The following is a 24,086-nucleotide window of genomic DNA, read 5'->3' as shown; positions in this document are numbered from 1 at the left end:
TTGTCGCGATAACCCGCCCGCCGTTAACCTCGATGGTAAGTTTGACTAACCAATGGATATCGATCTCAATGCAATTGCCGTCTTCGTCGCGGTGGCCGAGGAACGCAATTTTCGTGCTGCGGCAGGCCGGCTGGGCGTGACGCGCTCGGCGGTCAGCCAGAGCATCCTCAGGCTTGAACAGCGCCTTGGCATCGCATTGCTGCAGCGCACGACACGCAGCGTCAACCTGACCGAAGCGGGCGAGCGCCTGCTGGCGAGCGTCGCACGGGCGATCGCCGACGTGAACGCGGCAATCGAAGCCACCACGGAGTTGCTGGACCGCCCGCGCGGCCGCCTGCGGATCGCGGTTTCGTCGATCGCAGAGGCCTTTCTGTCAGGACCGTTGCTGGCGTCCTTTGCAGAAAGGTTTCCCGAGGTGCATCTGGATATTGTGGTCACCGACGAGGAATTCGATATCGTTGCCGAAGGCTATGATGCGGGAGTGAGGCTCGGCGAAGTGATCGAGCAGGACATGATTGCCGTGCCGGTATCGGGCGATCAGCGACAGATGGCCGTCTGCGCCCCGCGCTATCTCGAAAAGTTCGGAGCACCCGCCCATCCGCGCGAGCTTGTGGCACATCGCTGTATCGGCTGGCGGCCGGCGCCGGGAGTTTCGCCCTATCGGTGGGAGTTCGGCGAGGACGGGCGCGAGTTCGACGTGGCGGTTGCGCCCGAGATCACTACCAACGACATGTGGCTGATGATCCGGCTGGCCGTTGCAGGCGCCGGAATCACGTTCGGCATGGCCGATACATTCCGCCCCTGGCTCGACCGCGGCGAGCTCGTGCCAATCCTCGACGGCTATTTTCCGCCGTTTGCGGGTTTCTATCTTTATTTCCCCAGCCGACGGAATATCGCGCCGAAGCTGAGAGCCCTCGTGGATCACCTGCGCGCCGCGCGTCAGGCGCGGGATCGCAGGTGACCGCAACCGGATCGTAGAGATCGCTTGCGCTATTGGTCAGAAGCCTGGCTGAAAGCTGAATGGTACCGTTGGCTGGGATCGAACCAGCGACCTCCGGATCCACAATCCGGCGCTCTAACCATCTGAGCTACAACGGCACGCTTGCCCGAGCGAGATCCAGACGGAACGTTCATTCTCCGGGACCCGCTCTGTCGTTCGGCGATGCGTCCATACGGGCTATCGGAGTTTAATTCAAGGCTTTTGGCAAAGCAAAAGATCGCTCCGGCATCGCGTCATTTTTTCGCCGGACAAAGAAAAGGCCGGCGGGAGGAGGTGCCGGCCTTTTCCTGTTACGAGCCAGCGGGAGGAGGTGCTGGCTGGTCATCCCGGTGAGCAGAGGGAGGAGGTTCCACCCGCCGGGTATTCACATAAGCCACTATATCGCACATCTATTTGTCTGACGAAATGCGACCTTTTGATGCATCGTCAAACTGTGCGCAAATATTAGGCGATCTTGATTTCTTTCACGGCCTTCTCGAAGGCGGTCTTGATCGGCTTGGATACGTCCTCGGCCGCCTTGGCAGCAACCGCCTGGAAGTCCTTAGCCTGCTCGACGGTCATTTCGACGCGCTTGCGCAGGAAAGCGGTCTGCAACTCGACGACTTCCGACAGCGACTTGGCGCCGATCAGCGCTTCGAAATGCGAGAAGCCGGCTTCGGCATTGGCGCGCAGGGCGGCGATGGTCTTGAGCGACAGGTCGCTGGAAACGGACTTGGCGGTCTCGTAGGTCGATTCCAGAGCCTTCTGGGTCTCCTCGGCGCCGGTCTTCAGCTTGGCGTAGGCCTCTTTCGACTGCTCAACGCCCTTTTCGGCGAAGGCACGGATCTGGTCGGTGGCCTTCGAAGCGTCGAAGCTCGGGAATTCAACGTTTTCGATCGTTTCAGCGGTCTTGGTCCTGGACATTTTCCATCCTTTTCAGCGGCAGCGGCTTTGGCAAAATGCCGTCTCGTTCATCTATCATGGCAATATAAAGGCAAATTTTGTGCATTGCAACATGTTTGTTGCATCGCACCATAAAATATTTGGTTCGCGGCGTTAACCACGCGCCTAGAGATTCCGCTGGTTGCACGCTATGACTTGTGGACCTTCGCGCCGTCGGCTTTTATTAACAAAGCGTTAACCGCAAATTGCCCGCTCTGTGAGGGTCGCCAAGCGCATGCCGGCTGAAAACTACTCCTTCCTCGATGTCGCCGTGCTCGACGCCGTCCGCCTGCGCTTCGCCGCAGGCGACGCGATCGCCATTCTGTCGGCAGATCTCGAGCAGGTGATCTGGGCCAACGGGCCCGGCGCGGCGGTGTTCGGCTATCCGGACATCGGCGCTATCATCGGCGCCTCGGCAGGGTTGCCGCTGATCGCCCGGCGCCAGATCATGGCGACCAGCGGTTTTCCGCAGATCGGCCGCGACCGTGCCATCACGGTCCGGCTGGCGACCGGCCTGACCAGCCGCGCCGTCGGCTTCCTGGCCAGCGCGGTGACCATGCCCGATGGCGAGGAAGCAATCATGCTGGCGCTGCCGGCGGCGCAGACCGGCTCGCGAAGCGCCGCCGAGATCGCCGACCGCGCCATCGGTGGCTTTACGGAAGACGGCCACTACATCGCCTTTGTCGATGCCAAGGGCAATATCGACGCCGCATCGGACGGCTTTTCGGCGCTCGGCATCCGGCCTGAGACGCTGGCCGCGCTTGTCGCCGACGTGGCGAACGAGAGCGACCGCATCGTCAAGCGCCTGGTTCCGGGTGGGTCCAGCTCCTATCCCGCGGGCCTTGCCCGGCTGACGGAAGAGCGGCACCTGCTGGTGGTGATCGACGAGGACCGGCTTGACGGCGAGGCCCCCGATGGCGAACGCGCCGGCGGGGAAACCGAGGCGGCAGCGGCACCGAGCGGTGGCGATCTTCCCCAGCCAACGGACCAGGACAACGAGCAGCCGATCGCCAGCAGCGGCGCGGCGGAGATCGACCTTGCAGCGATGGAAGGCACCTCGGCATCGGCGGAGCACGAACCTGCCGACGCGGCCGACGATCACCGCACGGTTGGCAACGCGCCGACGCAGCATGACCATTGGTACTTCAATGCCGGCGACGACGCGCAGGTCCCGCCCGGGGCAGCTGCGTCCGGCAAAGTCGAGACCAGCCCGGACGCTTCGCAGGCCGGCGCGGATACTTCGCCGGAAAGCGCCGCAAAAGCCACCAAAGCCGCCTCCCCGGCCGAACACCGCGCTTCGGCGATCGATCGCACCGCCGCGCCCATGCGTTTCGTCTGGCGTACCGACGCGGAGGGCCATTTCAGCGCCCTGTCGCCGGAATTTGCCGAGCTCGTCGGCAAGCCTGCCGCCGACGTGATCGGCCGCCGCTTCGAGGATGTTTCGGCCGCCTATGGCCTCGATGCTTCTGGCGAGATTGCCGGCCTGCTCGAACGGCGCGACACCTGGTCCGGCCGCTCCGTGCTGTGGCCGGTCGCCGGCACCGATCTGAAGATACCCGTCGATCTGGCGGCGCTCCCGGTTTATAGCCGCAGCCGCGTTTTCGAAGGTTTTCGCGGTTTCGGCGTCGCCCGCAGCGGCGATGCGGTGGTCGATCCGGACGCGGCCGGCATGGCCCTTGTCGCCGAGGAGAAGCCCGCCGCGAGCGTTGGGCCGGAAGCCATCGAACCTCTCCCCGAGACACCTAAGTCCGCCGATCCGTTCAGGGGCGAAGTGCCGGCGTTGACCATCGTGCCAAAGCCCGAGCGGCGCTTTGCCGACAAGGTGATCCGGCTGGCCGAGCACCGGCAACCGGCCAACGACAAGGGCCTGTCGACGCTGGAACGCAGCGCGTTTCGCGAGATTGGCGAGCGTCTCAAGAAGGACAGCACCCCGGCCGAAGAACAGCCCAGCGCCGGAAAGCAGAAGCCGGTTGAGAAAGTCGAGGCAGCCGGCAAGACCGACGAGCCAAAGCTGAAAGAAGCCGGCCCGACGGACAAGGGTGAGATGCCGGAACCAGGTCCGGAAAGCGAGGCGGCTGCCGCCGAACCGCCCGAGGCCGATGCCGAGGACCAGAAGGACCTCGCCCGACTTGACGGCGAGCAGCCGGATGAGGCGGAAGCAGAGGCGCAAGCCGGCGAACCCGTCACACGCCCTGTTTCCGGATCGCTGCTCGACTATGCCGACCGCGAACCCAGCGACGAAGCGCAGGAAGGCATTGAGCCCAGCACGAACCGTCGAACGATCGTCGCCGAAGCGCCGCGGGATGGCGACGACGACAGCATGACGACCGAAGACTTCCGTGACGCCGAAGACAGCGAGGATTGGTCCGAGGACAGCGCAGCCGCAGCCGACGTTGCCGGCCAGGTGCCGCCCATCGCGCGGCCGCAGGCACCACCGCTCAAACTCGACGGCTTCGTGCCGTCGGCGTTTGCCGGAGAGGAAAACAAGGGGCCGGATACCTCGATCCTCGTCAAGCTGCCAGTACCGGTGCTTATCCATTCCGGCGACCAGCTGCATTACGCGAACGACGAATTCCTCGGCTTGACCGGCTATGCGACGCTCAATGCCCTGGACGAGGCCGGCGGGCTCGGCGCGCTGTTTGCCGACCCTTATGCCGACGACGGCAGTTCGGACGGCGGCGACCGCGCTCTGCGGCTGAAAACGCGCGAAGGTCAGGAGTTTCCGATCGACGCGATTTTGCGCTCCGTCCCCTGGGGTAACGGCAAGGCGCTGATGCTGGTCGTACGCCGTTCCGGCGACGACGAAGCAGCAGCCATTCCACATGGCGCCGCCGAAGACCAAACGCAGCCGGATGTTTCCGAGCTCAAGGCACGCATTGCCGAAATGCGCACCATCATCGACACCGCCACCGACGGCGTCGTGCTGATCGGCCGTAACGGAACGATCCGTTCAATTAGCCGTCCGGCGGAAGCGCTGTTCGGCTTCGACAGCGACGAGGTGACCGGCAAACCGTTCGTCTCGCTGTTTGCGATCGAAAGCCAGCGCGCGGCGCGTGACTATCTCGAGGGGTTGTCGGAGCCCGGCGTTGCAAGCGTGATGAACGATGGCCGCGAGGTGATCGGGCGCGAGGCGCAGGGGCGTTTCATTCCGCTGTTCATGACCATCGGCAGGCTGCCCAACGACAGCGGCTTCTGTGCAGTGGTGCGCGATATCACCCAGTGGAAGCGGGCCGAAGAGGACTTGACCCAGGCGCGCGCGGTCGCCGAACGCGCCTCGTCGCAGAAGACCGATTTTCTGGCCCGCATCAGCCACGAGATCCGCACGCCGCTCAACGCCATAATCGGCTTTTCCGAGCTGATGGTCGACGAGAAATTCGGGCCGGTGGCCAATGACCGCTATCGCGACTATCTGCGCGACATCAACCGTTCGGGCAACCACGTGCTCGATCTGGTCAACGACCTGCTCGACATTTCGAAAATCGAGGCCGGTCAGCAGGAGATGGCCTATGAGGCGGTGTCGCTTAACGACACGCTGGCCGAAACCGTGGCGATGATGCAGCCGCAAGCCAACCGGGAACGCGTCATCATCCGCTCCAGCTTCGCCTCGCGGCTGCCGGAAGTGGTGGCCGATCTGCGCAGCGTGCGGCAGATCGCGCTCAACATCCTGTCGAACGCCGTCCGCTACACGCAGGCCGGCGGCCAGGTGATCGTGTCGACGGCTTACGAGATCTCCGGCGATGTCGTCATGCGCGTGCGCGATACCGGCATCGGCATGAGCCAGTCCGAGATCGAGCAGGCGCTGAAGCCGTTCAAGCAGATCAATGCGCTGAAGCGCGGCCGTGGCGACGGCACGGGTCTTGGGCTGCCGCTGACCAAGGCGATGGTCGAAGCGAACCGGGCCCGGTTCACCATCAACTCGACGCCCGGCGAGGGAACCCTGGTCGAAGTCGCCTTTCCCTCGACCCGCGTGCTCGCCGGTTAGCTATGGTTGCGCAAAGAAAAAAGGCGTCCAACAGGACGCCTTGAGAAATTGGAATTGCTGTCACAACGGGGCTTGAGCGAATCAGATCCTCTCGGGGCTAAGAGGAACGGGATTTCTCCCTCAAGTTACGCACGACTATTGATGCCGGGCCTTAACAAATCCTTACCGGCACGCCGGAAAATTTACCAATGTGTACCACTCATGAAATCTAGGTAAATTCCGAAGAGATAATTTGTTAACGACACCTGAGACCTCAAAACGGCTCCCACCTTGGATCCCGGGGTCAGTCGGCAAGCTGCGGCAGGTTGCGGAACAGCTCGAGCGCTTCGGGATTGGCGAGCGCTTCCTTGTTCTTGATGGCGCGACCGTGCACCATGTCGCGGACCGCGAGCTCGGTGATCTTGCCCGATTTGGTTCGCGGAATATCGCTGACGGCGACGATCTTGGCCGGCACGTGGCGCGGGCTCGCCCCGGTGCGGATTTTCGCGCGGATGCGTTTTTCCAGCTCGGCATCGAGCTCAACGCCGGCCGCCAGCCGCACGAACAGCACGACACGCACGTCATTGTCGAAATCCTGGCCGATGCACAGCGCTTCGAGGATTTCCGGCATCTGCTCGACCTGATTGTAGATCTCCGCCGTGCCGATCCTGACACCGCCCGGATTGAGCGTGGCGTCGGAACGGCCATGGATGATCAGGCCGCCATGGACGGTCCATTCGGCGAAATCGCCGTGGCACCAGACATCGTCGAAACGTTCGAAATAGGCGGCTTTGTATTTCCTGCCGTCAGGGTCGTTCCAGAAGCCGATCGGCATCGCCGGAAACGCCTTGGTGCAGACGAGCTCGCCCTTCTCCTGGCGGAGCGGGCGGCTGTCATCGTCCCAGACATCGACGGCAAGGCCGAGCCCGGGCCCTTGGATCTCGCCGGTCCATACCGGTTCGATCGGCACGCCGAGCACGAAGCAGGAGACGATATCGGTGCCGCCGGAGATCGAGGCGAGATGCACGTCCTTCTTGATGCCTTCATAGACGAAACGGAAATCTTCCGGCGACAGCGGCGAGCCGGTCGAGGAGATGGTGCGCACGCTGGAAAGATCATGCGTGCGGATCGGCTTCAGGCCGGCCTTGCGCACGGAATCGATGAATTTGGCCGAGGTGCCGAAATAGGTCATCTTTTCGGCATCGGCGAAGTCGAACAGCGCATTGCCGTCCGGGTAGAACGGCGAGCCGTCGTAGAGCAGCAAGGTGGCGCCCGATGCCAGGCCCGACACCAGCCAGTTCCACATCATCCAGCCGCAGGTGGTGAAGTAGAAGAAGCGGTCGCCGTCGAGCAGGCCGGCATGCAGCCGTTCTTCCTTGACGTGCTGGATCAGCGTTCCGCCGGCCGAATGGACAATGCATTTGGGAATGCCGGTCGTGCCCGATGAAAACAGGATGTACAGCGGATGCGAAAACGGCAGCCTTTCGTAGGCGACAGGCCTTGCGGCAAAGGGTGACAGCGCCTCTTCCAGCGCAGCCGCCTTGCCGATGGTCGCGGCGACGTCGAGCGAGGTGCCGAGATAGTCGACAATGAGGACTTTGCGGACGGTGGCGAGCTTGCCCGCCACGGCCGCGATCTTGTCGGCGACTTCGATCGCCTTGCCATTGTACCAGTAGCCGTCCGGCGCGATGAACACGACAGGCTCGATCTGGCCGAACCGGTCGAGAACCCCCTGCTCGCCGAAATCTGGGGAGCAGGACGACCAGACCGCGCCGATCGAGGCGGCCGCCAGCATCGCAGCAACGGTCTCCGGCATGTTGGGCATCATCGCGGCGATGCGGTCGCCCTTCTTCACCTTGAGCGACAGGAAAAGCTGCTGCAGGCGCGAGGTCAGCGCATGCAGCTCGTTCCAGGACAGCCGCCGCTCGACCTTATCCTCGCCGCGAAAGACGATTGCGTCGCCAAGCCCGGTTTTCTTGAGGAGATTCTCGGCGAAGTTCAGCTTTGCCTCAGGAAAGAAGGTCGCGCCGGGCATCTTGTTGCCATCGACCAGCACGCGTTCGCCCTTGTCGCCGACGATGCCACAAAAGTCCCAGACCAGGCTCCAGAAGGTCTCGCGGTGATCGATCGACCAGCGATGCAGGTCGGTATAGGAGGAGAAAGCCTCGCCGGCCATGCTCGCCGCGGCGTTCATGAAGGCAGTCATCGGCGCCGCGTCGATCTGCTCTTGCGTCGGGATCCAGAGCGGTGCGTCGTCAGCCATCAATGTTCCTCCTTAAAGCACGTCACGTTTGAAGAGATTCACGCGACGCGCTTTAAACTTTTGTCTTTATGCATGTCGTTTATCCCAAAACCGCTGCGCACTTTTGGGCGACATGCATTGGCATCGCTTATGCATATCGCGATACAGCAGAGCAAGATTTTGTTGGACCGCGCCGGTCAGGGTGTGCGCAAATGCCATCGCCGGGCCATAAAGACTTGAAATGCGTCAGCCGTCGGTTACACCCGTCGGGCGATTTTGTCGGAATGGAAGCATACGGGGCGATATGCCATCACCTTTGATCCGACGCGGAATATGGGCGATCGGCGCAGCCGTCATCGTCATCGCGCTGGTTGTCGCAGCTTTGCCGTTGATCGCCTCGACCCGTATCGTACGCGACCGTATCGCGTGGGAAATGAGCGCCTGGAGCGGTTTCAGGGTCACCATCGACGGCGCGCCGCGGATCGAGGTCTGGCCGAATTTCCGGGCGATCCTGAGCGACGTGACGCTGTCGCAATGGACAGAGACGGATGCGCCGCCCGTGGTCGAGGCCGAACGGGTCGAGGTCGACCTCTCAGCGATGGCGGCGCTGCGTGGCGATGTGGTGTTTTCGACGGCGCGGCTGGTACGACCGACGATCCGGGTTCAGCGTACTGCGAGCGGGTTTTTCCTGCCTGCGATTCCTAGCGGCGGGCGCATTACGCGTTCGATCGATGCTGCCCGCGCGGTGATCAACACAAATCCCGCCAAGCCGGATCTCGGCAAGCTGCCGACAGATCCGTTCGGCACCGTCGAGTTCAGGGACGGCCGCGTAGTGGCTGCCATCGGCGGCAAGGACCAGGAGATATTGAGCAGCCTGAGCGGCCAGGCGAACTGGGCCGCGATGAACAGCAATGCGACGCTGTCGGCGACCGGGATATGGCGCGGCGAAAGTGTTGCCATCGACGCCGCATCGCCGAACCCGCTCGTGCTGTTTGGTGGCGGCACAGCACCGGCCACATTTTCCTTCAAGGCGGCACCGGCCAGTTTTTCGTTCGACGGCCGCGCCAGCATGTCGGAGAACGGCTATTTCGACGGCCAGGCAACATTCGCCGCACCTTCGCTCCGACGCGTGCTCGAATGGTCGCAGGCCGGCATCGCGCCCGGTGCCGCAATCGGCTCGATCTCGGTTTCAAGCAAGATCACGGCGACGGCCGGGCGCGTCAAATTTGAAAACACGGCCCTGACCCTCGACAACAACCCGGGAATGGGTGCGCTGGACTTCACCTATGGTGAGGCACTGCCGGTGATCTCCGGCACACTTGCCTTCGATACGCTCGACCTCAGATCATTTCTCTCCGCCTTTACGCCGGTGCCATCCGCCGGCGGCACCGGCCCGGGCGAAATCGACACAAGCTTCGCCGACCGGATCAATCTCGATCTCAGGCTGTCGGCGGCGCATGCCACCGCCGGCGCCATCCAGCTTGCCGACGTCGCCGCCACCGCCCAGGTCAAGAACGGCCTTGCCGTCTTCGACATCTCGGATGCATCCGCCTTTGGCGGCAACGTCCAGAGCAGCGTCCGTTTCGACCGCAAGCCCGCCGGCACGGAAGTCGAGATCCGGCTGCTTGCTTCCGATATCGACGGCGGCGCTTTCGGCACCGCGGCCGGGATGACGCGGCTGGTGCCGATCGGCACTGGAACCGTTTCGGTCATCCTCAAGGGGCCTGGCAGAACCTGGGACTCGATTTTCGAAAACGCCAATGGCTCGCTGTCCGCGACGTTCGGCGCGGGTGCGCTGAGCCGGCTTAACCTGCCGGCGTTCCTCAAGCACACCGAACAGGGCGGATTCTTCGCGCTGGACGACGTCTCGGACGGAACGCTGCCGATCGACGGGGCCGAACTCAAGGCGAGCGTTTCGAACGGCGTGGCGCGCATCGACAAGGCCGAGGTGAATTCCGCGCAATACAAGATCTGGCTTTCCGGCATCGCATCCTATGCCGGACGCGGGCTGGCGCTGTCCGGCGGCATCGTCCAGCCGAGCCAGGCTGCCACGCAGACGAACGGCCAGGCGCCCAAGCAGTCGTCGTTCTTCGTCGGCGGCACGTGGAGCACGCCGTTCATCTCGCCGATAAGCCGCGGCGTTTCGGGAGAGTAGCGAGCCTTCAACCTCGCTGCGCCGCCTGCTCGTCGCGCTGGCGCTGCACCTCGCGGCGTTTGTTTGCGAGCGAAGCGATGATCACGCCAACTGCGACGACCGCGATCAGGATGGTGCAGGCTGCGTTGATTTCCGGCGTCACGCCAAGGCGGACCTGGCTGTAGATCTTCATCGGCAGCGTCGTGGCGCCGGGTCCCGAGGTGAAGCTGGCAATAACCAAATCATCGAGCGACAGCGTGAAGGCCAGCATCCAGCCGGAGACGATAGCCGGCATGATAACCGGCAGCGTGATCTGGAAGAAGGTCTTCACCGGTGGCGCACCGAGGTCCATCGCGGCCTCTTCCAGCGAACGATCGAAAGTGATCAGGCGCGACTGCACCACCACAGCGACGAAGCACATGGTTAGCGTGGTGTGGGCAAGCGTCACCGTCAGAAAGCCGCGGTCGAGGCCGACGGCGACGAAGAGCAGCAGCAGCGACAGGCCGGTGATGACTTCCGGCATGACCAGCGGCGCAAACACCATGCCGGAAAACAGAAGCCGGCCGCGAAAGCGCGTGTAGCGTGTCAAGGTGAGCGCCGCCAGCGTGCCGAGCACGGTCGCCACGCTTGCCGAGTTGACGCCGACGCGGGCCGTCACCCAGGTGGCGTCCATCAGACCCCGGTTGTGGAACAGCGACACGTACCATTTCGTCGAGAAGCCACCCCAGACGGTGACCAGCTTCGATTCGTTGAAAGAGAACACGACGAGCAGGACGATCGGCAGGTAAAGAAAGGCAAAGCCGAGCACGATCGAAATGATGTTGAAGCGGCTCCAGGTCGCGTTCATTGGTCCTGCTCCTGGGCGCGCGCCTGGGCTCGCTGGAAGAGCATGATCGGCACGATCAGCAGCAGCAGCAAGATGACGGCGACGGCGGAGGACACCGGCCAGTCACGGTTGGCGAAGAACTCGTTCCACAGCGTTCTGCCGATCATCAGCGTCTGCGAGCCGCCGAGCAGGTCGGGAATGACGAACTCGCCGACGGCGGGAATGAACACCAGCAGGCAGCCAGCGATGACGCCGGGCAGCGACAGGGGGAAGGTGATCTTCCAAAAGGCGCTGGTCGGCGGACAGCCGAGATCCTTGGCGGCCTCGATCAGAGAATGGTCCATCTTCTCCAAGGACGAATAGAGCGGCAGCACCATGAACGGCAGATAGGAGTAGACGATGCCGATGAAGATCGCCGTATAGGTGTTGAGGATGATCAGCGGTTGGCTGATGATGCCGGTGGCGAGCAGCAGCTGGTTGAGCAGGCCCTCGGGCTTGAGGATGCCGATCCAGGCGTAGACACGGATCAGGAACGAGGTCCAGAACGGCAGGATCACCAGCATCAGCAAGGTCGGGCGAATCGTCGCTGGGGCGCGCGCCATGCCATAGGCTACGGGATAGCCGACCAGCAATGTCAGGACCGTCGAGATGGCGGCGACGATGACGCTCGTCACATAGGCATTGAAATACAGCGCATCCTGCGTCAGCCAGGTATAGTTGTCGAAATTGAGCGCGCCGAATTCCGAGATAAACCCGGAAATGCCGCTGCGGAAATCGAGCACCGGCGTGTAGGGCGGCATGGCAATCGCTGTCTGCGATAGCGAAATCTTGAAGACGATGATGAACGGGACAAGAAAAAAGAACAGCAGCCAGAGATAGGGGATTATGATGACGAGCCGGCTAACGAAGGCCGCTCCCAGCCTGACCAAGGCGGATTTGCCGGCAGCGCTTGCCGGAGAGCTCGTTACGGCGGTGACAGCGGACATGATCAGCCCCTACCGCGTCAGCACGACGCCGGCGTCGGGGCGGAAAGAAACCCAGGCGCGGTCGTTCCAGGTCAATGGGTCCTCGGTGAGGCGTGCCGCGTTCATGGTGCTCGCCCGCACCACCTGACCGTCGTCCAGCCTGACGTGATAGACGGTCATGTCGCCGAGATAGGCTATGTCGTAGACCTCGCCCTCGATGGCGTTGACGGCACCGGCCGGTTTCGTGGAGGACACCTTGATCTTCTCCGGCCTGATGGCGAAGGTGACGGATGTTCCGGCGGCGGCACTGCCGGCATTTTCGGTCCGGATGGTGATGCCGTTGCCGGCATCGATGCTCGCGCTGCCGGCCTCGCCAGCCGCGATCTTGCCGTCGAACATATTCACATTGCCGACGAAGCCGGCGACGAAGCGGGAACCCGGCGCCTCGTAGACCTCGGCCGGCGTCGCCACCTGCATCACCTCGCCCTTGTCGATGATGGCGATGCGGTCGGCCATCGTCATCGCCTCTTCCTGATCATGGGTGACGACGACGAAGGTGAGGCCGAGGTTCTGCTGCAGGTCCATCAGCTCGAACTGGGTTTCCTCGCGCAGCTTCTTGTCCAGCGCACCAAGCGGCTCGTCGAGCAGAAGGACTTTCGGCCGCTTGGCCACCGAGCGCGCCAGCGCGACGCGCTGGCGCTGGCCACCCGACAATTGGTGCGGTTTGCGCTTGGCGAACTGCTCGAGCTTGACCAGCTTCAGCATCTCGGCGACGCGCTTGTCGATGTCGGCCTTGGCCATGCCTTCCTGCTTGAGGCCGAAGGCGATGTTGTTCTCCACCGTCATGTGCGGAAACAAGGCGTAGGACTGGAACATCATGTTGACCGGCCGCCGGTAGGGCGGAATGCCGCGCAGATCCTGGCCATCGAGCAGGATGCGGCCAGCGGTCGGCTCCTCGAAGCCGGCGAGCATCCTGAGCAGCGTCGATTTCCCGCAGCCTGAGGCCCCGAGCAAGGCAAAGAATTCGCGTTCGAAAATGGTCAGCGACAGGTTGTTGACCGCCGTGAACTCACCGAATTTCTTGGTGACGTTGTCGAACTGGATGTATGGCTTGGCGTTCGGATCGTTCCATGGCGCAAAATCCCTGCGGATGCTGCCAAGCGATTTCATGTCCCACTCCGTCCTGCTGCTTGCCCCATGAGAAAGCGGCCCCGGCAACGGCTGCCGGGGCCTGGTCAGATTGCTATTGGCCGGTGACGATCTTGGTCCAGGTGCGGGTGATGATACGCTGGGTCTTGGGATCGTAAGGCGATACGGTGTAGAGCTTCTGCAAGGTGGCTGCATCCGGATAGATCGCCGGATCTTCCAGGATCGCCTTGTCGATGAACTGCTGCGAAGCCTTGTTGCCGTTGGCGTACAGAACGGCATTTGATGATTTGGCGATCACTTCCGGCTTCATCATGTAGTTGAGGAATTCGTGTGCCTCGGCGACGTGCGGTGCATCGGCCGGTATCGCCATCTGATCAAACCATATCTGCGCCCCTTCCTTCGGCACGGAGTAGCCGATTTCGACACCCTGCTTGGCTTCATCGGCGCGATCGCGCGCCTGGAAGATGTCGCCCGAGAAGCCGACCGCCAGGCAGATATCGCCGTTGGCCAGGGCGTTGATGTATTCGGAAGAGTGGAACTTGCGGATGTAGGGCCGGACCTTGAGCAGAGCCTCCTCGGCCTTGGCGATATCGTCGGCAGACGTGCTGTTCGGGTCAAGACCGAGATATTTCAATGCAGCCGGTATCATGTCCGCCGGCGAGTCCAGCACATGAACGCCGCAATCATTGAGCTTCTTCAGTGTGTCTGGATTGAAGAAAACATCCCAGCTGTCGATCTTGTCGGAGCCAAGTGCCGCCTGCACTTTCTTGATGTTGTAGCCAATTCCGACCGTTCCCCACATATAGTTGACCGAATATTCGTTGCCGGGGTCGTATTCATTGGTCCGCTCCGAAATAACATCCCACATGTTGGAAATATTCGGCAGTTTCGATTTGTCGAGCTTCTGGAACACACCCGCCTGGATCTGGCGTGCAAGGAAATTGCCGCTGGGCACGACGACATCGTAGCCGCTGCCGCCGGCGAGCAGTTTCGTTTCCAGGATCTCGTTGGAATCGAAAGTGTCGTAGACGACCTTGATGCCGGTTTCCTTGGTGAAGTCGTCGATGATCGAACTGTCGATATAGTCCGACCAGTTGAAGACGTTGACGACGCGATCCTCGGCATGCGCGCCCAAGGTGAAAACTGCCAGAAACGCCGAAGTCGCCGAAAGCCAGAGCGCTTTGCGGGTCATGCTATTCTCCTTTGATGAGTGTTCCGTCGCCAGTTCGTCGCGGCGTCCGCGCGGCTGGGCATTTGCTTCAAGGTATTGGGCTTGCAGGCAGGCGACAAGCGCGAATTGCCGGCGCCATTATCGTTCGGCGGCGAGCCGACAGCGAAGACCTGGCGTGGCGTCGGTGGTGTTCCGACGCCGTCGGAAGCTTTCGCTACGGCGCGGGCAGGGAGACGACGATATTGTCCGGCCTCGATGCGGCCGGCATGGAGACTTGGCAAGATACGCCTGTCTTGTTGTTGCCGTGATCGCAGCCTGCCCGCGCGGCTGCGACGTTGTCAATGGTTCATCTCGCTTTGACGCGCGCACTGCATCAATTAGGTGACGGCACACCGGTGACGCCCGCTCGCGCGGGCCGCGTCTGACGCTTGAACTCGAGCCCGATATGGACGAGCAGCGCGGTGACCACGACCGCACCGCCGACGATGGTGCGCGCCGACGGCACCTCGGAATGGATGAGCCAGACCCAGATCGGGCCAAGGATCGGTTCGAACGTGCCGAGCAGCGCCGCGACGGCGGCCGGAACAAGCCGGGCTCCGGTGGCGAAGAAGGCGAGACCGAGTCCCAGATTGATCACGCCAAAGGCAAAGAGGAAGCCCATATCGTGGCTGGAGACGCCCAGCGCCGACGCCTGCGATGCCGCAAAGGCGGCCGCCAGCATCGTGCCGAGGCAGGTCGCCGGCGTCATCCGCACATGGGCAAAGCGGCGCGTGATGACGGTGGCAATCGAGAACATGACGGCGATGAGCAGCGCCAGCCCGTCGCCGATCGGCGACACCGCGCCATAGAGCGATTCCGACACCATGATGGCGACGCCGACAATGACGGCGGCGATCGCCACCCAGGTCGCCACCGCCACCCGTTCGCGAAACAGCGCCCAGGCAAACAGCGCCGCCAGAAGCGGCACGCCGGCCTGCATCAATAGGATGTTGGCGACCGTGGTATAGGCAAGCGCCACGACGAAAGAGGTCGACGCCGTGGCGAAGCAGAACGCCACCGCAAGGCCGGCCAGGCCCATGCCGCGAAACAGCTTCAGCGTGCCACGCCAGCCGTCGCGCCAGACCATGAAGCAGAGCAGGAAGGCGGCGGCCCAGACCGAGCGCCAGAACACCACCGTCCAGCTGTCGGCGTTGTCGATGAAGCGCGCAATGCTGCCGCCGAAGCTCCACATCAACGCCGACAGGAATACCAGCAGGAAGCCGACGCGTTCCCCTTGCGGCGACACGATCGGCGAAGCGGCAACCGGAGATGATGCGGTATCGGTCATGGGTACGACTGTCGGCGAATTCGGAGCAGCACGATGTGCAATGGACGACAGAGACGTGCCTCATTCGCGTAACGCAAAGCAGAAGGCCGGGCGTGATCCAGTTCGATGTTCCGTTTGGCGCACTGATGAGGGCGCCTCGCCCCTCGCCCGGCGATGATCCGAGGCGACTTGTCGATGATGCGTTACGAGGTGCTCTTGTTGCCGCGGATAAAACGCCAGAGACCGGCCAGCGGAATCAGCAGGAGCAGGCCAAACTTTTTCAGCGCGATCAGCGCCACGACCAGAAAACCTGCTTTCGCCGCCAGCTTGCCGGCAATCAGGCCACCGACGCCAATCGCCGCAACCGTATCGACGCCCGGCACGAAATCGGCGTATGTCTTGCCGGTATTGAAGTCCGCGAGACCAAGCACTTCATCCAGGCTTTGCCTTATCTCCGGCAATTGTTCCACCGTCGCGATATAGCTCATCACGAAGACGCCCTCCCTGCCAAGGAAACGGACGTCGTAGTTGAGCGTATGGGCGGCATCGTTGCCAAATTGCAGCTCCTTGGCCCAGTGCAGGCGCTTGTGGGCCGCATCATAAACGGGCGGCGACGCCCAGCCGATCAGCGTAATGGGCGCATAGCCATCCTTTACCCTCTGATCGTTGCCGGACAGAGTGTCTGACTGCATGTTGCGCAGCAGTTCATTGTAATCGATGGACGCGGCGTCGCTGTCGTCGACGTAACCGATCTTTTCCCAGCGAAGCTCTATCCCCCAATTGTTGTCGGCAATGGGATCATGGGAGACTGGAAAGATCATGCCGAGGGCATCGGAACCAGAGTCGGGCGGATTGCCCCAGGCTTCGGTGAGGACGGAGAGCGTGTCCTTCTTGTCCAGAAAATAGAACTTGTCCTTGAGGTCGAGATGGATGCCTTCGGCAAGATTTATCGCGCCGGTCTTCGGATCGATCTTGTCCAGGAACGCCTTGCCGGCATCATTGTAGTGTTGATAGGAATTGAAGAAATCCGAGGACTTTTCAGCCAATGCGGGATCGGCCGAAAACGCGAGCGCCAAGCCAAGCCAAAAAACTGTCCTGCCCATCATTGATCCCCCGACCGTTGCGCAGTTCTTTTTTTGATACCGTACCGTCAATGCTGAATCAATATTCGGGCTGAATCAATATTTTGGCTGAATCAATATTTTGGCCGGCAACCGCGAACCAGCTTACTGGTTGCCGCCGCAGGAACAGATGAGGTCCTTTGGTCGAAGATTCAGCCGCAATATTGCTGGAGCCGAATCACTGGAAATCGAACGCCGACAGTCCCGTGACCATCTCGTCGAGGCCGAGCGGGCGTGTAACGGGTGGCTCGGCGCGGGCGAGGCAGCCGATGCGTTCGCACAGCCGGCAGGCAGGGCCGACCGGTGTCGCCAGCGCAGCGGCGCTCTGTCCGGTCTTGCCGATGGCGGCCGGCCCCGGCAATGCCGCTCCATAGACGACCTCGTCGCGAAAACCGATGTCGCAGCCGAGCAACAGCGCGGTGCGCCGCGGGCGCTCGGCAAACGAGCCCTGCGGCCCTTCGAGCGTGCGGGCCATGCAGAGGAACGCCGCGCCGTCGGGCATTTCCACTGCCTCGACCAGGATCTGGCCGGGCTGGGCGAAGGCGGCATGGACCGGCAGCTTCGGACAGCCGCCGCCGAAGCGGCTTTGCGGAAAGCCGTGGCTGCCCGCCTTGCGGAACCGATTGCCGGCACTGTCGACCTCGAGCATGAAGAACGGCACACCCGACGCACCCGGCCGCTGCAGCGTGGTCAGCCGGTTCGCCGCCTGCTCGAAGGAAACGCCGAAGCGCGACCGCAACATGTCTATATCGTAGCGGGTGCGGACCGCAGCGGCGTGAAAAGGCTGATAGGGCATGATCAGAGCGTGCGCGGCATAGCGGCCGAGCTCGAAACGCGCCAGCCGGCGGGCTTCGTCCGTGGTCAGCTTCAGCGCCTGGATCTCGGCGGCGACAGCGACGCTCATGCGGATCAGGCAGGCCTCCATAGCCACCTCGCGCAGCTGATCGAATGGCGACAGCCGCTCGGACAGGAACAGGCGTTGCGAGTGACGGTCATAGCGACGGCGCCAGTTGGGCATGGTGGCGACCGGCAGTACCTTGACGACGATGCCGAATTCACGCCGCAGCCAAGCCTTCAACGCACTGAACAGATCGTCGCCAGGATCGAGCACCGACGTGAATGCCTCGGCTTCCTCTTCGAGCGCGGCAAAATGATTCGGCCGGCGTTCGAAAATCTCATGCACCTCGTCGATCGGCAGCCGGGCACCGGAGAGTGCGGTCGCCTTGCCCTCACGCGCGAGCAGCTCGTTGATATCCGACAATCGCTCGGCCTGCTCGCGATAGGCGCGAAACAGCTTTATGACAGCGGCGGAAGCGTTTGGCGCCGCCTCGGCAAGCTCGATGAGTTCCTGGTCGCCCGGCAGTTCGCCGGCCAGCAACGGATCTGAAAACACTTCCTTCAAATCGGCGACCGACCCCCTCGCCTCGCCCTGCAATTCATGTGGGTCGACCTTGTAGACGGTTGCCAGCCTCAGGATCAGTTGCACCGTCAGCGGCCGCTGGTTGCGCTCGATGAGATTGAGATAGGACGGCGAGATGCCGAGCCCTTCGGCCATCGCCGTCTGGGTCAGCCCCTTGGCGTTGCGGATGCGACGAATGCGCGGCCCGGCAAAGATTTTGTGGTCGGCCAATCGAGTTTCCTTGACAGAAATTTACATCCGCCGATGGCATGGCTGTCTTTACAATCATGACATATTTACAGCTCTCATCAGTCAAACACAACACAGGTTTTCCCTTATTTTATGACTGATCAGGAGGTTTACCTCGCTTGCGTCGTGCCGACGTGTAAATGATGTCACACATATGGCGCACATATTTTCCCTCTGCGACGCCTTCCTAAACCGGCATCAAAACCGCCTGGAGTGATCAATGACCAACTTTTACAACCTCGTCCCGTCGGCGCCGCAAGGCCGCTTTGATGGCATCGAAAGGCCCTATTCGCCGGACGACGTGAAGCGGCTGCGCGGCTCGGTGCAGATCCGGCAGAGCCTCGCCGAAATGGGGGCAAACCGGCTGTGGCAGCTCATCCATGAAGAGGATTTCGTCAACGCGCTGGGTGCCATGTCGGGCAACCAGGCGATGCAGCAGGTGCGGGCCGGGCTGAAAGCGATCTATCTGTCAGGATGGCAGGTCGCCGCCGATGCCAACACCGCTTCCGCCATGTACCCGGACCAGTCGCTTTATCCCGCAAATGCCGCGCCCGAACTGGTCAAGCGCATAAACCGCACCTTACAGCGCGCCGACCAGATCGAGACTTCGGAAGGCAACGGGCTGTCGGTCGACACCTGGTTCGCGCCGATCGTCGCCGACGCGGAAGCCGGCTTCGGCGGGCCGCTCAACGCCTTCGAGATCATGAAGGCGTTCATCGAGGCGGGTGCGGCCGGCGTCCATTACGAGGACCAGCTGGCTTCGGAGAAGAAATGCGGCCATCTCGGCGGCAAGGTACTGATCCCGACCGCCGCACACATCCGCAACCTCAACGCCGCGCGGCTTGCCGCCGACGTCATGGGCACGCCGACGCTGGTCGTGGCGCGCACCGACGCTGAAGCGGCACAGCTCTTGACCTCCGACATCGATGAGCGCGACCAGCCCTTCGTCGATTATGGCGCCGGCCGCACCGCGGAGGGCTTCTATCGTGTCAGCAACGGCATCGAGCCCTGCATCGCCCGCGCCGTCGCATACGCGCCCTATGCGGACCTGATCTGGTGCGAGACCTCCAAGCCCGATCTGGCGCAGGCCAGGACGTTTGCCGAGGGTGTGCGCAAGCACCATCCGGGCAAGCTGCTTGCCTATAATTGCTCGCCGTCTTTCAACTGGAAGAAGAATCTCGACGACGCAACGATCGCGAAGTTCCAGAAGGAACTCGGCGCCATGGGTTACAAGTTCCAGTTCATTACGCTGGCAGGTTTCCACCAGCTCAACTTCGGCATGTTCGAGCTCGCCCGCGGCTACAAGGAGCGGCAGATGGCCGCCTATTCGGAACTGCAGCAGGCGGAATTCGCCGCGGAAGCCAATGGCTATACCGCCACCAAGCACCAGCGCGAGGTCGGCACCGGCTATTTCGATGCCGTCTCGATGGCGATCACCGGTGGCCAGTCTTCGACCACGGCCATGCAGGGATCGACCGAGCGCGCCCAATTCAGGCCGGCGGCGGAATAGCAGACGAACAGAGGGAACGCCCAAACGGGCATGGCAACACAACAGGCATGGCAACACAGGGAGAAGGCCAATGGCATCGATAAGCCGCGTCAAGGAACGGGCCGAAGAGCAGGCCACCAGCATGAATGTCGACCAGCAGGCGACCATCCGCATGCTGGCGAACGATCTGCACAGGCTCAATCAGTCGGTGATGAAGGCGGTCGAGGCAGGCGTCTCGGTCGAACTGGTGCGCTCGGCACGGCACCATGGCGGCGACGGCAACTGGGGCGATCTGCTGATCCCGGTCATCGTCACACAGCGGAGCCACGACAGACAAACTCGATAGCACCGCGCCTCTTTTGAGCGCATGCTATCGCACCTTGCACGCCGCGGCTTTGCCTAATCCGGCAGAGCCGCTAATGCAACGATTTCAATGACAAGATCAGGCTGCGCAAGCGCTGCAACGCCAATAACTTCCGAGGGCGGCGGGTTGTTGTAGCTGCAGTGCTTCGGGCAGTGCACGGCAAAGAATTCGTCCAAGACGTCCAAGCGAAAAATTGGGCGAGCTCAGCACGCCGCCATCTGGAAATGGCCCCTTAACAAAGAAGGTCAGCCGGATGAGATGCTCGAGCGCACTGCCAAGCTCCTCCAGGTCTGATTTGATATTGGTGAGAATTGCGCGCCACTGTGCCGCTGCATCGCCAATGGCGGCGCCGCCGCTTTTGCCGATCGGATCGTAGTCCTCGGCCGTCGCGGTGTTTCCGGAAAGGTAGACAAACCCCTTTGCGCCGGTAACGACCGTACCCTTTCCCCATGGCATCAACCGGCCATTTTTGAATTTCTTGTGAGTCACGAGTTCCATCGTCATCTCCCGTCGGTCAAAGAGACGTGCTTAGCCAACGAGGAAGGGTAGTCCGGCGAGGCGATACGACAAGCTCGCGACAGGCCCGACTCGCCTTCGTCCAACCTTACGTCAACCCGGCTACGGCTGCGAGTTCGTGCGTTCGCGCTGCAAAGCCAAACTTAGCTGAGCCTGCCCGGTTGTGGTGGGAACTTCTTCTTCGGGCGGCGGCAAAGAAAAGCACTTAATTTTAATTTTAATGTTTCTTGCGATATTCTCCTGATACGCCATTTGAGCTTGACATGAGCAGTGATCTCACGCCAATTACCTCTCGAGTTTCAACCCTGCATTGAAACATTGAACAACGGCCTGCCCCGCCATGTGCCCAGCGAATCGCGATATCGAGACTGCAAAACAGCTGCCTTTCGTCAGTCGGGACATGGAGACGCGGATGGTCCCGGATTTCTCGCGGGTGCTGGTGGTCGGAAAATCACCGATCAACCGCGTCGTGGTTTCAAAAATCGTCGAGCGGTCCGGCCTCAAACCGATCTCGGAAACTCCCGAAACCGCGGCAAAGGCCTTGCACGCGCTGATTCCTGGGACTGTCGTTCTCGACGGCGGTGCGGAGAATGGGGACTGCGACGCCTTGCTGTCGGGTATCGATGCACTGCGAAGGGCGTCAGGCAGATCGCTTCCGTCGGTGATCCTGCTTTCAGTCAAGACCGGCACGCCGGAGAGCCTGGGCCTGTCCAGCGTCTTCGATGCAGTGGTCGTCAAGCCGATCACCACCGAACGGCTGCAGCCGGTGATCGACCGGCTGATCGCAATTAGCCGCAATTGACGCCTACCGTGATGCCTCGGCTGCAGACCTGATCAATCAATCTCGCCGATACGCTCGATCAAGCCCGGCAGTTCACCGAGATTGGCTATCTGGCGAAAGCGCGGTGCCGAGACCGGCGGCTCGACATGTTCCAGCACCCAGGTCAGATCATGCGGAACGTGGATGCCCCAACTGCCGGCTTCGATGGCCGGTACGACGTCCGATTTGAGCGAGTTGCCGACCATCATACCCTTTTCCGGGCCGTCGCCGTGGCGGCTGAAGATGCGGGTATAGGTGGCCGCGCTCTTGTCGCTGACGATCTCGACGGCATCAAACAGCTCGCCCAGGCCGGATTGCGCGAGCTTGCGTTCCTGGTCGAACAGGTCGCCCTTGGTGATCAGCACCAGGCGGTAAGCGCCGGCCAGCTTTTCCACGGTCTCGCGCGCATGCGGAAGCGGCTCGATCGGATGGCTGAGCATCTCGCGGCCCGCGGCGAGAATTTCAGCAATGGTTGAGGCAGGCACCTGGCCTTCGGTGACCTCGATCGCCGTCTCGATCATCGACAGGGTGAACCCCTTGATGCCGAAGCCGTAGACCGCGAGGTTGCGCTTCTCGGCCTCCAGCAATCTTGCCGAAATCCGATCCTCCTCGGCGTGGTCGGCGAGCAGCGCGGCGAGGCGCTGCTCGGTCACGCGGAAGAACTGTTCGTTCTGCCACAGCGTGTCGTCGGCATCGAAGCCGATCGTTGTCAGTTTGCGGCTGTGTTGCATGGGGACCATTAATTGCAGCGTTGCGGGACGCCGACCCTAGACCAGGAGGCTTTTGTCCGGAAGTCGTTGTGTTCCCCGGTTATCGAGGCGGACGCCAGCCGGCTCCCCTTCCCTTTCGTCGTCGGCAACGGCTATACTCCACAATCTGCAACAAATCTGGTGATTGATGCCGCCTGCAAAAAAGGAAGTCCGTCCGTCGAGCCGCGGAGGACGCGCCCGCACGCCTGCCTTCGTGAAAAACCAACGTGGCGTCAAGAACTGGAAGGAAGTCAGCGCCTGGCTGGAATGGCGCGGCATCGAAGATATCGAATGCATCACACCCGACCAGGCCGGGGTTGCGCGCGGCAAGATGATGCCATCGAAGAAGTTCACCTCCAACACCTCGCTGGCGCTGCCTTCGGCGGTGTTCATGACAACGATTTCCGGCGGCTATCCGGAGGACGGCAACGGCTTCCACTATCCGGAGGACGACGGCGACCTCAAGCTGATGCCTGACCTCTCGACGCTGACGGTGGTGCCGTGGGAGGAGGACCCTACCGCGGCGGTTATCTGCGACCTCGTCCACCAGGACGGCCGCTCGGTCGAGTTCACGCCGCGCAACGTGCTGAAGCGCGTGCTTGCCGCCTATGACAAGCGTGGGCTCAGGCCGGTCGTGGCACCCGAGATCGAGTTCTACCTGGTGCGCAAGAACCCCGATCCGGACTATCCGCTGACCCCGCCGGTAGGTCGATCGGGACGGCCGATCGGCGGCGGCGCCGGCTATTCGATCGCCGGGGTTAACGAATTCGACGAATTGATCGACGACATCTACCATTTCTCCGAAAGCCAGGGCCTGGAGATCGACACGCTGATCCACGAGGAGGGCGCCGGCCAGCTCGAAATCAATCTGCGTCACGGCGATCCGATCGAGCTCGCCGACCAGGTGTTCATGTTCAAGCGAACCATCCGCGAGGCGGCGCTCAAGCACGAGATCTACGCCACGTTTATGGCCAAGCCGATCCAAGGGCAGCCCGGTTCGGCCATGCATATCCATCAGTCGATCATCGACAAGAAGACCGGCAAGAACGTTTTTTCGGCGGAGGACGGCTCGGAGACCGAGGCCTTCTTCCATTTCATCGGCGGCATGCAGAAACATGTGCCCAACGCGCTGGTGATGTTTGCGCCCTACGTCAATTCCTACCGGCGGCTGACGCAGTCGGCCTCGGCGCCGGTCAACAACAAATGGGGCTACGACAACCGCACCACGGCCTTCCGCGTGCCCCGCTCCGACCCGGCGGCGCGGCGCGTCGAGAACCGCATCCCCTCCTCCGACGCCAACCCCTATCTGGCGCTGGCGGCATCGCTTGCCTGCGGGCTGATCGGCATGACCAACAAGATCAAGGCCGAGCCGCCGGTTCTGACGACCGCCAACGAAGACCAGATCGACCTGCCGCGCAGCCTGCTCGAAGCCGTCGACCTGTTCGAGGCTGACGAAGAACTCGGCGCGCTGCTCGGCAAGTCATTTGCCGCCACCTATGCGGCGATCAAGCGAGCGGAATTCGAGACCTTCATGGAAGTGATCAGCCCGTGGGAGAGGGAGTATTTGCTGCTGAATGTGTAGTGGGGAAGTAGGGGAGTAGGGGAGTAGGGGAGTAGGGGAGTAGGGCTGGAGGGGAGTAGTTGAGTATACTAGAACGGGAGACCGTTCTGAGGGGACTACCGACGAGACTGGATGATCTCGGG

General features: G+C 62.1%; 18 protein-coding genes and 1 tRNA gene. 7 read left to right on the top strand and 12 right to left on the bottom strand.

Translation table 11 applies throughout. The features are described 5' to 3' along the window. The first annotated feature begins 52 nt into the window (after nucleotides 1-52). A complete protein-coding gene (locus tag NKI18_RS09985) occupies nucleotides 53-961 on the top strand; it encodes a LysR family transcriptional regulator (protein WP_353019584.1) in 909 nt (302 codons plus the stop codon). A 60-nt stretch (nucleotides 962-1,021) separates the two neighbouring features. Here the strand turns inward: NKI18_RS09985 and NKI18_RS09980 are convergent. Both NKI18_RS09980 and NKI18_RS09975 read right to left on the bottom strand, forming a co-directional pair. Beyond that, nucleotides 1,022-1,098 (bottom strand) — tRNA-His (locus NKI18_RS09980). Between the two features lie 346 nt (nucleotides 1,099-1,444). Beyond that, the gene (locus tag NKI18_RS09975; protein ID WP_254819298.1) at nucleotides 1,445-1,903 is read right to left on the bottom strand and encodes a phasin; all 459 of its coding nucleotides are present in this window, start codon (nucleotides 1,901-1,903) and stop codon (nucleotides 1,445-1,447) included. Between the two features lie 253 nt (nucleotides 1,904-2,156). Here NKI18_RS09975 and NKI18_RS09970 point away from each other — a divergent pair, with 253 nt between their 5' ends. Further along, nucleotides 2,157-5,903 carry a PAS domain S-box protein gene (locus tag NKI18_RS09970; protein WP_352614783.1) on the top strand — a complete coding sequence of 1,249 codons (3,747 nt, stop codon included), beginning with the start codon at nucleotides 2,157-2,159 and terminating at the stop codon, nucleotides 5,901-5,903. Nucleotides 5,904-6,186: 283 nt separating this feature from the next. On the opposite strand, the gene NKI18_RS09965 is transcribed toward NKI18_RS09970, so the two are convergent. After that, nucleotides 6,187-8,145 carry an acetoacetate--CoA ligase gene (locus NKI18_RS09965; RefSeq protein WP_352614781.1) on the bottom strand — a complete coding sequence of 653 codons (1,959 nt, stop codon included), beginning with the start codon at nucleotides 8,143-8,145 and terminating at the stop codon, nucleotides 6,187-6,189. Nucleotides 8,146-8,428: 283 nt separating this feature from the next. Here NKI18_RS09965 and NKI18_RS09960 point away from each other — a divergent pair, with 283 nt between their 5' ends. Next, nucleotides 8,429-10,279: an AsmA family protein gene (locus NKI18_RS09960; protein ID WP_353019580.1), complete on the top strand. Its 1,851-nt coding sequence runs from the start codon at nucleotides 8,429-8,431 to the stop codon at nucleotides 10,277-10,279. 7 nt (nucleotides 10,280-10,286) lie between these two features. Here the strand turns inward: NKI18_RS09960 and NKI18_RS09955 are convergent, their stop codons facing one another. The 7 genes from NKI18_RS09955 to NKI18_RS09925 form a co-directional block, all read right to left on the bottom strand. Continuing rightward, nucleotides 10,287-11,105: an ABC transporter permease gene (locus NKI18_RS09955; RefSeq protein WP_353019577.1), complete on the bottom strand. Its 819-nt coding sequence runs from the start codon at nucleotides 11,103-11,105 to the stop codon at nucleotides 10,287-10,289. Further along, on the bottom strand, nucleotides 11,102-12,070 hold the full coding sequence (locus tag NKI18_RS09950) for an ABC transporter permease subunit (protein ID WP_353019574.1): 969 nt from the start codon (nucleotides 12,068-12,070) through the stop codon (nucleotides 11,102-11,104). Before NKI18_RS09950 ends, NKI18_RS09955 begins: the two co-directional genes overlap by 4 nt. A gap of 9 nt (nucleotides 12,071-12,079) precedes the next feature. Then, nucleotides 12,080-13,219: an ABC transporter ATP-binding protein gene (locus NKI18_RS09945; RefSeq protein WP_023677452.1), complete on the bottom strand. Its 1,140-nt coding sequence runs from the start codon at nucleotides 13,217-13,219 to the stop codon at nucleotides 12,080-12,082. 73 nt (nucleotides 13,220-13,292) lie between these two features. Next, the gene (locus NKI18_RS09940) at nucleotides 13,293-14,390 is read right to left on the bottom strand and encodes a polyamine ABC transporter substrate-binding protein (protein WP_352622598.1); all 1,098 of its coding nucleotides are present in this window, start codon (nucleotides 14,388-14,390) and stop codon (nucleotides 13,293-13,295) included. A gap of 352 nt (nucleotides 14,391-14,742) precedes the next feature. Further along, nucleotides 14,743-15,696, bottom strand: coding sequence for a DMT family transporter (locus NKI18_RS09935; RefSeq protein ID WP_353019570.1), 954 nt, complete (start codon nucleotides 15,694-15,696; stop codon nucleotides 14,743-14,745). Nucleotides 15,697-15,878: 182 nt separating this feature from the next. Then, on the bottom strand, nucleotides 15,879-16,778 hold the full coding sequence (locus tag NKI18_RS09930; protein ID WP_352571625.1) for a DUF2167 domain-containing protein: 900 nt from the start codon (nucleotides 16,776-16,778) through the stop codon (nucleotides 15,879-15,881). A gap of 196 nt (nucleotides 16,779-16,974) precedes the next feature. Next, on the bottom strand, nucleotides 16,975-18,426 hold the full coding sequence (locus NKI18_RS09925; RefSeq protein WP_352622596.1) for a helix-turn-helix domain-containing protein: 1,452 nt from the start codon (nucleotides 18,424-18,426) through the stop codon (nucleotides 16,975-16,977). Between the two features lie 238 nt (nucleotides 18,427-18,664). On the opposite strand from NKI18_RS09925, the gene aceA reads away from it, so the two are divergent. Beyond that, nucleotides 18,665-19,954, top strand: a complete 1,290-nt coding sequence (gene aceA / locus NKI18_RS09920; RefSeq protein ID WP_352622594.1) for an isocitrate lyase — start codon at nucleotides 18,665-18,667, stop codon at nucleotides 19,952-19,954. Between the two features lie 70 nt (nucleotides 19,955-20,024). Further along, nucleotides 20,025-20,279, top strand: a complete 255-nt coding sequence (locus NKI18_RS09915; RefSeq protein WP_023677446.1) for an SMc00767 family acetate metabolism repressor — start codon at nucleotides 20,025-20,027, stop codon at nucleotides 20,277-20,279. A 96-nt stretch (nucleotides 20,280-20,375) separates the two neighbouring features. Here the strand turns inward: NKI18_RS09915 and NKI18_RS09910 are convergent, their stop codons facing one another. Continuing rightward, nucleotides 20,376-20,795 carry a Rid family hydrolase gene (locus NKI18_RS09910; RefSeq protein WP_352622592.1) on the bottom strand — a complete coding sequence of 140 codons (420 nt, stop codon included), beginning with the start codon at nucleotides 20,793-20,795 and terminating at the stop codon, nucleotides 20,376-20,378. A 430-nt stretch (nucleotides 20,796-21,225) separates the two neighbouring features. Between NKI18_RS09910 and NKI18_RS09905 the strand changes: the two genes are divergently transcribed. After that, the gene (locus NKI18_RS09905) at nucleotides 21,226-21,615 is read left to right on the top strand and encodes an ANTAR domain-containing protein (protein ID WP_352622590.1); all 390 of its coding nucleotides are present in this window, start codon (nucleotides 21,226-21,228) and stop codon (nucleotides 21,613-21,615) included. A gap of 32 nt (nucleotides 21,616-21,647) precedes the next feature. On the opposite strand, the gene NKI18_RS09900 is transcribed toward NKI18_RS09905, so the two are convergent. Further along, a complete protein-coding gene (locus NKI18_RS09900) occupies nucleotides 21,648-22,364 on the bottom strand; it encodes an HAD family hydrolase (RefSeq protein WP_352622588.1) in 717 nt (238 codons plus the stop codon). Nucleotides 22,365-22,530: 166 nt separating this feature from the next. Between NKI18_RS09900 and NKI18_RS09895 the strand changes: the two genes are divergently transcribed. After that, nucleotides 22,531-23,964 carry a glutamine synthetase family protein gene (locus NKI18_RS09895; RefSeq protein WP_352457076.1) on the top strand — a complete coding sequence of 478 codons (1,434 nt, stop codon included), beginning with the start codon at nucleotides 22,531-22,533 and terminating at the stop codon, nucleotides 23,962-23,964. Nucleotides 23,965-24,086: the final 122 nt, after the last annotated feature.

Source organism: Mesorhizobium sp. M0800 (genome assembly GCF_040320095.1).
Classification (GTDB): domain Bacteria; phylum Pseudomonadota; class Alphaproteobacteria; order Rhizobiales; family Rhizobiaceae; genus Mesorhizobium.
The sequence above is the reverse complement of the archived record's forward strand: the minus strand, read 5'-3'. Positions and strand labels throughout refer to the sequence as shown.